We start from the raw sequence: 9,755 nt of genomic DNA, 5'->3' as shown, positions 1-9,755 counted from the left end.
GCCGGCGTCCTCTGCGGCCAACATCTCCGTGGCCCCACCCCCGCCGGCTCCCGACCATGTCGCTCCCGCTCCGGCCAGCGGCGTCCCGAGCTCACCACTGCGTGGCGCCGCCGCCCGCGTTGTCGCGAACATGGAGACGTCGTTGCACGTCCCCACGGCGACCTCGGTCCGTGCGGTGCCCGCCAAGCTGCTCGCGGACAACCGGATCGTCATCAACCGGCATCTGGCCCGTTCCCGTGGCGGCAAGGTGTCGTTCACACACCTGATCGGCTACGCGATGGTCAGGGCGCTGCAGGCCGCACCGGCCATGAACTTCTCCTACGCGGAGGTCGACGGCAAGCCGGCCCTGGTCACGCCGGAACACGTCAACCTGGGCATCGCCATCGACCTGGTCAAGGGCTCCTCGCGCCAGCTGGTGGTCGTCGCGGTCAAGCAGGCCGAGACGATGGACTTCAGCCAGTTCTGGCTCACCTACGAGGATCTCGTCCGGCGCGCCCGGACAAACAAGATCACCGCCGATGACTTCGCCGGCGTGACGATCACGCTGACCAACCCCGGCGGTATCGGCACCGTGCACTCGGTGCCACGCCTGATGCAGGGCCAGGGGACGATCATCGGGGTCGGCGCGATGGAGTACCCGGCCGAGTTCCAGGGCGCCTCCCCCGAGACCCTGTCGAAGCTGGCCGTCTCAAAGATCATTACTCTGACCAGCACGTACGACCATCGGATCATCCAGGGCGCGCAGTCCGGCGAGTACCTGCGCCGCATACACCAGCTGCTGCTCGGCGCGGACGACTTCTACGAGGAGATCTTCCGCTCACTGCGCGTCCCGTACGAGCCGGTGCAGTGGGTTGCCGACATCACCTCGTCCCACGAGGGCGATCTCGATCACGGCACCCGGGTGCTGGAACTGATCCACGCCTACCGGGTCCGCGGCCACCTGATGGCCGACACCAACCCCCTCGAGTTCGCCATCCGCAGCCACCCCGACCTCGACATCATCAGCCACGGCCTGACCCTGTGGGACCTCGACCGCGAGTTCCCCGTCGACGGCTTCGCCGGCCAGCGGACGATGACGCTGCGCGACATCCTGGGTGTCCTGCGGGACTCCTACTGCCGCCGGGTCGGCATCGAGTACATGCACATCCAGGAGCCGGACGAGCGGGTCTGGATCCAGCAGCGGGTCGAACGGGCCGCCGAGCGGCCCGACCCCGCCGAGCAGCTGCACGTCCTCGAACGCCTTGGCGCGGCCGAGGCGTTCGAGTCCTTCCTGCAGACCAAGTACGTCGGGCAGCGGCGCTTCTCCCTCGAGGGTGCGGAGTCGGCAATCCCGCTGCTGGACGAGGTCCTGCAACGGGCCGCCGAGGCGGGCATGGACGAGGTTGCCTTCGGGATGGCCCACCGCGGCCGGCTCAACGTCCTGGCGAACATCATCGGCAAGTCCTACCGGCAGATCTTCGCCGAGTTCGAGGGCTACGTAGACCCGCAGACCGCGCACGGCTCCGGTGACGTCAAGTACCACCTCGGCGCCGAGGGTGTCTACACCGCCCCCGACGACCGCGAGGTGGCCGTCTCCCTGGTGTCCAACCCCTCCCACCTGGAGGCGGTCGACCCGGTGCTGGAAGGTGTCGCCCGCGCCAAGCAGGACCTGCTCAACAAGGGCCCGGAGGGGTTCACCGTCCTGCCCGTGCTCATCCACGGGGATGCCGCCTTCGCCGGCCAGGGCGTGGTTGCCGAGACGCTGAACCTCTCCCAGCTGCGCGGCTACCGCACCGGCGGCACCGTGCACGTCGTCATCAACAACCAGGTCGGGTTCACCACGTCGCCGATCGCCAGCCGGTCGTCGGTGTACGCGACCGACGTCGCCCGGATGGTGCAGGCGCCGATCTTCCACGTCAACGGGGACGATCCCGAGGCGTGTGTGCGCGTCGCGCGGCTGGCCTTCGAGTTCCGGCAGGCGTTCCACAAGGACGTCGTGATCGACATGGTGTGCTACCGGCGGCGTGGCCACAACGAGATGGACGAACCGTCGTTCACCCAGCCGCTGATGTACGACACCATCGCCGCGAAGCGGTCGGTGCGCAAGCTCTACACCGAAGCGTTGATCGGTCGCGGCGACATCACCCCGGCCGAGGCCGAGCAGGCCATGAAGAACTACTCGGCGCAGCTGGAAAAGGCGTTCGCGGAAACCCGCGACACCACCGACCGGCCGCCCGCGCAGCCCCGGCTGGTGACGACTCCGGCGGAAGCCGCCGCCGCGGCCGCCGTGTCCACCGCCGTGTCACTGGACGTCGTCAAAAAGGTCATCGATACCCAGACCACCTTGCCGGCAGGATTCACAATCCACCCGAGGCTGCGCCCACAGCTCGAACGCCGGGCCCAGATGGTGGCCACCGGGATGATCGACTGGGCATGCGCCGAAACCATCGCCTTCGGATCGATCCTGCTGGACGGGCGGCCCATCCGCCTCGCCGGGCAGGACAGCCGGCGCGGTACCTTCGGCCAGCGGCACGCCGTCCTGGTCGACCGGTACACCGGCGAGGAGTACTCGCCGGTGAAGTCGCTGGAGACCGAGCCGGGCGCCGGCACCTTCTACGTCCACGACTCGCTACTGTCCGAGTTCGCCGCAATGGGCTTCGAGTACGGCTATTCGGTGGCCCGTCCGGAAGCGCTCGTGCTGTGGGAGGCCCAGTTCGGCGACTTCGCCAACGGCGCTCAGTCGATCATTGATGAGTTCATCGCCGCGGGCGAGGCCAAGTGGGGGCAGCGCAGCGCGGTCGGCCTGCTGCTTCCGCACGGCTACGAGGGTCAGGGTCCGGATCACTCCTCGGCGCGGATCGAGCGGTTCCTGACGCTGTGCGCCGAGAACAACATGCTGGTGTCGGCCCCGTCCAGCCCGGCAAGCTATTTCCACCTGTTGCGCCGGCAGGCACTCTCGCCCGTACGCCGCCCACTGGTCGTCTTCACCCCCAAGTCGATGCTGCGGCTGAAGGCGGCGACGTCGACGGTCGAGGATCTGACGTCTGGCTCATGGCTCCCAGTAATCGACGACGCCCGTGTCGGTGACCACGCAGGCATCCGCAAGATACTGCTGTCCAGCGGGAAGGTCTACTACGACCTGCTGGCCGCGCAGACCAAGAACCAGATCACCGACACCGCGCTCGTCCGGGTCGAGCAGCTCTACCCGACCCCTGTTGAGGAGCTGCGCAAGGTACTCGAGAGCTACCCGAACCTCACCGACGTGGCATGGGTGCAGGAAGAGCCCGCCAACCAGGGCGCCTACCCGCACATGGCCATCCAGCTGCCGGAGGCTCTGCCCGCCGGTCTGCGGCTGCGCCGGGTGTCCCGAAAGGCGTCGGCCGCGCCCGCCGGCGGTTCCTCCTCGGTACACGAGAAGGAGCAGGCGGCTCTGATCGAGGCCGCGTTCACCGGGTGATCTTCTCGTCACGGCACAAGGCGGAGCAAGCGGTGTATTTCACCGACAGAGGTATCGAGGAGCTCTCGCAGCGTCGCGGTGAGGAGTCCGTGACGCTCGACTGGCTCGCCGACCAGCTGCGCACGTTCGTCGACCTGCATCCTCAGTACGAGGATGCAGTCGAGGAACTGGCGACCTACCTGGCCCGCCTCGACGACCCGGACGACTGAGAGCTCAGTCTGTTCAGCCTGTAATTACAGGCTGAACAGACTGAACAGGTTGTTCAGACCGTGAGGACGAGCTTGCCGAAGACCTCGCCATGGGCAAGTTTCGCGAACGACGCGCGGGCGTCGGCGAGGGGACGGACGTCGTCCACGATCGGACGGACCCCGACCCGGTCGGCGAAGGCCGCGAGCTCAGCCAGCTCGTCCCGGGTGCCCATGGTCGAGCCGATGACGGACAGCTGCAGGAAGAAGAGCCGGTTGAGGTCGGCCGGCGGGTTGGCGCCGCTGGTCGCGCCCGAGCAAACGATCCGGCCACCCGGCCGCAGCGCCCGCATGGAGTGTTCCCAGGTCGCCGCCCCCACGGTTTCGATCACTGCGTCGACCTTGACCGGCAGCCGCACCCCGGGCTCGAACGCCTCGTCCGCACCGAGCTTGATCGCCCGCTCCCGCTTGGTGGCGTCCCTGGACGTGACGAGAACAGTGTGGCCGGCAGCCTTCCCCAGGATGATCGCGGCCGTGGACACCCCGCCGCCGGCGCCCTGCACCAGCAGCGTCCCACCACCGGCGGCCGGCAGGCCGGCGCGGTGGACAACCATACGGTAGGCCGTCAGCCATGCGGTCGGCAGGCACGCGGCCTCCTCGAACGACAGCGACGCCGGCTTGGGCACCAGGTTGCGCCGCGGTACCGCCACCGTCTCGGCAAGCGTCCCGGGGTACCGCTCCGACAGCAACGATCGCCGCGGGTCAAGGGTCTCGTCCCCGTTGCCGGCGGCCGGGTCACCGATGACGGCATGGACGATCACCTCCTCGCCGTCCGCGCTCACCCCGGCCGCGTCACAGCCGAGAATCATCGGCAGCCTGTCCGCGGGCAGCCCGACCCCGCGCAGACTGAACAGATCATGATGGTTGAGCGTCGCGGCCCGGACGGACACGGTCGTCCATCCGTCGGGGACGTCGGGGGCGGGCCGCTCACCGACGTACAGGCCGGACAATGGGTCGTCGGCATTCTGGGACACGACAGCAACTGCGAGCACCAACCAACAGTAAAGCCGCGGCCGGCATGACGCCCGTGATCGCACCGACCGGAAGGAACAGCCATACTTTCTCATCTACATCCATCAGAGCAACAACAAATGAACTACTAAATAACTACACACACATGAAAAACCGTGTGTACTGCACAGCCTCCATCGCGCGGCGGGCCGAGCTGTGCTCCACTCTTCGACGTGGCGACACACAGGCGGGTACCGGCGCCCAGCTCGGGTACATCCCGGTGGTTCCGCCGGAGACAGCAAATCCTCGTGCCGGCGGCCGAGTCCGTGCCGGCCGTCCATGCCGACGGCGACACGATCGTCGTCTCCGTGACGGACTTCGTCTCCTGCAGCTACAAGGGATGCGGGACGCTACGGCCCCTGGTGGAGGTGTCCGAGAACCGGCGCTGCCCCGGCTGCGGTCGGGTCTGACCGGGACGACGGCAACAGGGATGGCGGCGGACCTGTCGGGCGGATTCTCGGCCTCCGGGTCCGCCGCGCGAACACCTCCCCGGCACGTCTACCGGCGGGCCACCCCGTCGGCATGAGCCTGGCGAGCCACCGCGGCTGCGACCGCCGGCGCCACCCGATCGTCGAAAACGCTCGGGATGATGTGCTGCTCGGTCAACTCGTCCACGATCACGGCGGCGAGCGCATCGGCCGCGGCCAACTTCATCGACTCGGTTACCCGGCTCGCGCGCACGTCCAGTGCCCCGCGGAACACGCCCGGGAAGGCCAACACGTTGTTGATCTGATTCGGGTAGTCGCTACGCCCGGTGGCGACGATCCGGGCGTAACGGTGCGCAATCTCCGGATCGACCTCGGGGTCGGGATTCGCCATCGCGAACACGATCGCGTCCGACGCCATCGACGCCACGGCCTCCTCGGGCACCTTCCCCGAGGACAGGCCGAGGAAGACGTCCGCCCCGGCCAGAGCGCTGTTGATCGAACCGGTGAGACCGGCCCGGTTGGTCTCGGCCGCAACCGTCGCCTTGATCGCAGTGAGACCGGGACGTCCCGGGTGCAGTATTCCACGACTGTCACCGACAGCAATATCGCCGATGCCGGCAGCAAGCAGGATACGGGTCACCGCCACGCCCGCGGCACCCGCGCCGGAGACGACGGCGCGCAGGTCACCGAGACGCCGGCCGGTCAGACGCGCCGCGTTCTCCAGCGCGGCGAGCGCCACGATCGCCGTCCCGTGCTGGTCGTCATGGAAGACGGGGATGTCAAGACGGTCCTGCAACAGTCGTTCGATGGCGAAGCAGCGTGGTGCGGAGATGTCCTCCAGGTTGATGCCGCCGAAACTGGGTGCCAGCCGGGCAACCGTCTCCACAATCTCCTCGGTGTCGGTGCAGTCCAGGCAGATCGGGACCGCGTCGACTCCGGCGAACTGCTTGAACAGCGCCGCCTTGCCCTCCATGACCGGCAGGGCCGCGGCCGGGCCGATGTCGCCGAGCCCCAGCACCGCGGTGCCGTCGGTCACCACCGCGACGACGTTCGACCGCCAGGTGAAGTCGTCGGCCAGGCCGGGCTCATCCGCGATGGCCGTGCAGACCCGCGCGACACCAGGAGTGTAGGCACGCGACAGGTCGTCACGGTCGTTGAGCGGGACTGTCGGGGCGATTCCGATCTTGCCACCCTTGTGCAGGGTGAACACGGGGTCGGTGTCGCGGGCTGCCGGCTCCGACCCGCCCGGCTCGAAGGCGGGTCGGGGCACGGACGGCACCTGCGCCGGCGCATCGGGAACGGTCTGGTTGACAGAACGGTCGGTTGTAGCGGTCATCACATACTCCCTCGGACGAGATGCCTCGACGGGTGGGAGGCGTGGACGGCAAGGCCGGGGGTCGCCCGGGGATGCCGTCCAATATGGCACGCGGGCCCTTCTACCTCCTCCGCGGACGCCTCTCGACTCTGACTGAAGCATGCGCACGCCACCGGGCGTCCAAGGTAGGCGCCGAAGTCCACTCGGCGTGCCGAAACGCCAATGGATCGGCACCGGAACGCCAATGGATCAGCGGCGACCAGGGTGTCTGCTGACAGCCACGGACACATCAACCACCCATGAGGCATCGTTACCGGGTACGGTGCGCGTTCGTGGAGGTTCATGAACTTGCGATAGCCGGCGCATGGGTGTTCACCCCCCGCCAGCACACCGACGATCGGGGCACCTTCCTGGAGTGGTTCCGATCCGAGACCGTGACCAAGGTGATCGGTCACCCGCTCAACCTCGCCCAGGCGAACCACAGTGTGAGCCGGCGCGGGACGCTACGCGGTGTCCACTACGCCGCCGTACCACCCAGTCAGGCCAAGTACGTCACCTGCGTCCATGGTCAGGTTCTCGACTGTGTGGTCGACATCCGCCTCGGTTCACCAACCTACGGGACGCACCAGGCGGTGCTGCTCGACGACGTGAACCGCAGGGGCCTCTACCTCGCCGAGGGACTCGGTCACTCCTTCATGGCGCTCACCGACAATGCGGCGATCTCATACATCTGTTCGACGCCCTACAACCCCTCGCGCGAGCACGGCGTCGACCCGCTCGACCCCGATCTGGCACTGCCCTGGCCACGGGACCTGACTCCGCTGCTGTCCGAGAAGGACGCGCAGGCTCCGTCGCTGAAGGAGGCGGAGGCCGCCAGCTTGCTGCCGTCCTACAGTGCGTGCACGGCCTACTATGAGGCCCTGCGGATCCAGGCGGGCCGCGGCCAGTAACGCGCGACCACCCGCCCCAGCATGTCCTCGGACGGGACCGAGCCGAACGTCGCGCTGTCGGTGCCGGCTGTCACGTTGTCGGATCGCAGCCACCACGACCCGTCCGGTTCGACGAAGGCCGCCCGCTTCACCCCGAGTCCACGACCGGGCAGCCGTGCGACAACCACGTCGCCCACCCGCGGCAACACGCCCCATAGCACCACGCAGGCGTCCCCGTCCCGCAGTGTCGGCGTCATGGACCGGCCGCTGACAGAGACCATCCGCACGGCAACATGTCGGCTCACACGGGTAAGTTGCCACAAGGTGGAGCCATGCCTCGACACCGTCCGGGGCCACTGAGGGCATGCCCGCTGTACCCCGACTTGCGACCGACAAGCATGTGCACCCACCAGAGTTGCCTCAGACGTCCAACGAGACGAGAAAGGATGGCGGTATGAGCCTCCTACGTCCGAAGACAACGGTCAGCGCCCACTGCGACCTGCCCTGCGGAGTCTACGACCCGGCCCAGGCGAAGATCGAAGCGCAATCCGTGAAGGCGATCCAGGAGAAGTTCCAGGGGAACGACGACCCGGCCTTCCGCACCCGTGCCCTGGCTATCAAGGAGGAGCGGGCAGACCTGGTCAAGCACCACCTGTGGGTGCTGTGGACCGACTATTTCAAGCCCAACCACCTGGAGAAGTACCCCGAACTCCACGACCTGTTCTGGCAGGCCACCAAGGCGGCCGGCGCAGCCGGGGCCAAGGGCTCGGTCGACCCGGCCGACGGGCAGAAGCTGCTCGACCTCATCGACCGGATCTCCACGATCTTCTGGGAGACCAAGGCCGCGTAGCCCCCTTACAATATCCGGAGATATCCGGGGACCCGGGCCCCGGCAGCGCGAAAAAATCATGATCGCGCTGCCTTTGGCCAGCTGGTAGCCCCGGGACTCCGGCCTGCACAGTGAGGCCGGTCCGGTCGGTTGCGATGACGAAGATCCGCCGGACCGGCCGTGGAACACGATGATCCCGTCGTGGATCACGATCCCGGCCGGAGCCGGCGGGTGGGATCATCCGCGGGACGACGAGACGTAGTCGGAATCACCTTCACAACCTTCAGAATTGATCACCCGACCTGCGGTGGCACCTCGGCGCTGGGTACGGTGGTCCTCAGGTGGCATGAGCTGAGCACGGATACTCGAGCCTCGACTAACGCGGCTGCTGCTGCTCAGGTGGAGGCTGAGAGGCCAAACGGGACGCAAGCGCACAAGTCATACAAGGGGGTAGCGTCGTGGACACAACGCCGAAGACCGAAACTGCCGGCGGTCAGGGCGGTGTCCCCAAAACCGGGGTTCCCGGTGGGCGGCTGCGAGACGTCGTCCAGCTCACACTGCCCGCGGCGAGTGCCTACCTGTCGGTCCTGCGGACCGCCACGGCCTCACTGGCGGCCCGCGCGGACTTCACCCTCGACGACATCGAAGACCTGCGGATCGCCGTCGACGAGGCATGCGCGCTGCTGCTGCTGTCGGCTGTTCCCGGTTCGGACCTGGAATGCACCTTCGAACTCTCCCCCGGTGTCATCGACGTCTCGGTCACGGTGCTCAGCCTGGACGGCGAGTCTCCGTCCATCGAGACGTTCGCCTGGACGGTACTGACCGCCCTGGCCGACGAGGTGTCCAGCTCCGTGGACGCGGACTCGCGGGTCACCATCGGGCTGCGCAAGCGGCGCGGTGTACCCGAGGAATACATCCACAGTCCCCAAACCGCAGCACCCAAGACACCATGGACCGAGAGCGCCGGCGCGCCGGCTACCGGACCGGTGGGCACGCCGTGACCGCAGGGCCTACCCGACCGCTTCAGGACGCCGTGGCCACGACCACGCAACACTCGAAGGCCCTTCTCGAGGACACCCCTGATCTTTTCCTCACCGCGGACAAGGAGGCCACGGACGAGACACCGCCCGGCACGTCAGTGACGGACAGTGCCCTGACGCCGCACCCGCCCGAGCGCGCGCCGACGGTCGCGGCCCAGACCCACCCGGGCCACGACCCCAACCATCCTGGTCATGACCATCCTGGCGAGACCAACGATCGGGTACGCGCCCGGGAACTGTTCGCCCAGCTGGTCGCTCTCCCCGAGGGAAGCGCGGATCGGGCTGAGATCCGGAACCAGCTCGTGCGGATGCACCTGCCGCTCGTCGAGTACCTCGCGCGTCGTTTCCGCAACCGCGGCGAGCCGCTGGACGACCTGACCCAGGTGGCGACGATCGGGCTGATCAAGTCGGTGGACCGCTTCGATCCCGAGCGCGGGGTGGAGTTCTCCACCTACGCGACGCCGACGATCGTCGGAGAGATCAAGCGGCACTTCCGGGACAAGGGCTGGGCGATCCGGGTCC

General features: G+C 67.9%; 10 protein-coding genes. 7 read left to right on the top strand and 3 right to left on the bottom strand.

The annotated features are described in order from the left end of the window. A partial coding sequence (locus tag DD1DGNOD_RS05600; RefSeq protein ID WP_241255483.1) for a multifunctional oxoglutarate decarboxylase/oxoglutarate dehydrogenase thiamine pyrophosphate-binding subunit/dihydrolipoyllysine-residue succinyltransferase subunit occupies window positions 1-3,436 on the top strand: 3,436 nt, incomplete at its 5' end. Between the two features lie 32 nt (window positions 3,437-3,468). Next, window positions 3,469-3,645 (top strand): DUF6104 family protein, encoded by a 177-nt coding sequence (locus tag DD1DGNOD_RS26565; protein WP_165034774.1) that lies wholly within the window; start codon window positions 3,469-3,471, stop codon window positions 3,643-3,645. Window positions 3,646-3,698: 53 nt separating this feature from the next. Here the strand turns inward: DD1DGNOD_RS26565 and DD1DGNOD_RS05595 are convergent, their stop codons facing one another. Then, entirely contained in the window at window positions 3,699-4,673 is a 975-nt protein-coding gene (locus DD1DGNOD_RS05595) for a zinc-binding dehydrogenase (RefSeq protein ID WP_131769596.1), read from the bottom strand. Between the two features lie 267 nt (window positions 4,674-4,940). On the opposite strand from DD1DGNOD_RS05595, the gene DD1DGNOD_RS26560 reads away from it, so the two are divergent. Further along, entirely contained in the window at window positions 4,941-5,102 is a 162-nt protein-coding gene (locus tag DD1DGNOD_RS26560) for a hypothetical protein (RefSeq protein ID WP_165034773.1), read from the top strand. Between the two features lie 88 nt (window positions 5,103-5,190). Here DD1DGNOD_RS26560 and DD1DGNOD_RS05590 read toward each other — a convergent pair whose 3' ends face one another. Continuing rightward, window positions 5,191-6,456, bottom strand: a complete 1,266-nt coding sequence (locus tag DD1DGNOD_RS05590; RefSeq protein WP_131765554.1) for an NAD(P)-dependent malic enzyme — start codon at window positions 6,454-6,456, stop codon at window positions 5,191-5,193. 278 nt (window positions 6,457-6,734) lie between these two features. Between DD1DGNOD_RS05590 and rfbC the strand changes: the two genes are divergently transcribed. Continuing rightward, on the top strand, window positions 6,735-7,385 hold the full coding sequence (rfbC, locus tag DD1DGNOD_RS05585; protein WP_430827756.1) for a dTDP-4-dehydrorhamnose 3,5-epimerase: 651 nt from the start codon (window positions 6,735-6,737) through the stop codon (window positions 7,383-7,385). On the opposite strand, the gene DD1DGNOD_RS05580 is transcribed toward rfbC, so the two are convergent. Then, window positions 7,346-7,669, bottom strand: coding sequence for a S24/S26 family peptidase (locus DD1DGNOD_RS05580; RefSeq protein WP_131765552.1), 324 nt, complete (start codon window positions 7,667-7,669; stop codon window positions 7,346-7,348). The genes rfbC and DD1DGNOD_RS05580 overlap by 40 nt on opposite strands. A 149-nt stretch (window positions 7,670-7,818) precedes the next feature. On the opposite strand from DD1DGNOD_RS05580, the gene sodN reads away from it, so the two are divergent. The 3 genes from sodN to DD1DGNOD_RS05565 form a co-directional block, all read left to right on the top strand. Further along, window positions 7,819-8,214, top strand: a complete 396-nt coding sequence (sodN, locus tag DD1DGNOD_RS05575) for a superoxide dismutase, Ni (RefSeq protein ID WP_131765551.1) — start codon at window positions 7,819-7,821, stop codon at window positions 8,212-8,214. Between the two features lie 437 nt (window positions 8,215-8,651). Further along, entirely contained in the window at window positions 8,652-9,194 is a 543-nt protein-coding gene (locus DD1DGNOD_RS05570; RefSeq protein WP_131765550.1) for an anti-sigma factor, read from the top strand. A gap of 32 nt (window positions 9,195-9,226) precedes the next feature. Further along, window positions 9,227-9,755 (top strand): sigma-70 family RNA polymerase sigma factor (locus tag DD1DGNOD_RS05565; RefSeq protein WP_131769600.1); only part of this gene is annotated, 529 nt, incomplete at its 3' end.

Source organism: Candidatus Protofrankia californiensis (assembly GCF_900634765.1).
Taxonomy (GTDB): domain Bacteria; phylum Actinomycetota; class Actinomycetes; order Frankiales; family Frankiaceae; genus Protofrankia; species Protofrankia californiensis.
Note: the sequence above shows the minus strand (reverse complement) of the source record. Positions and strands in the feature narration are given on the sequence as shown.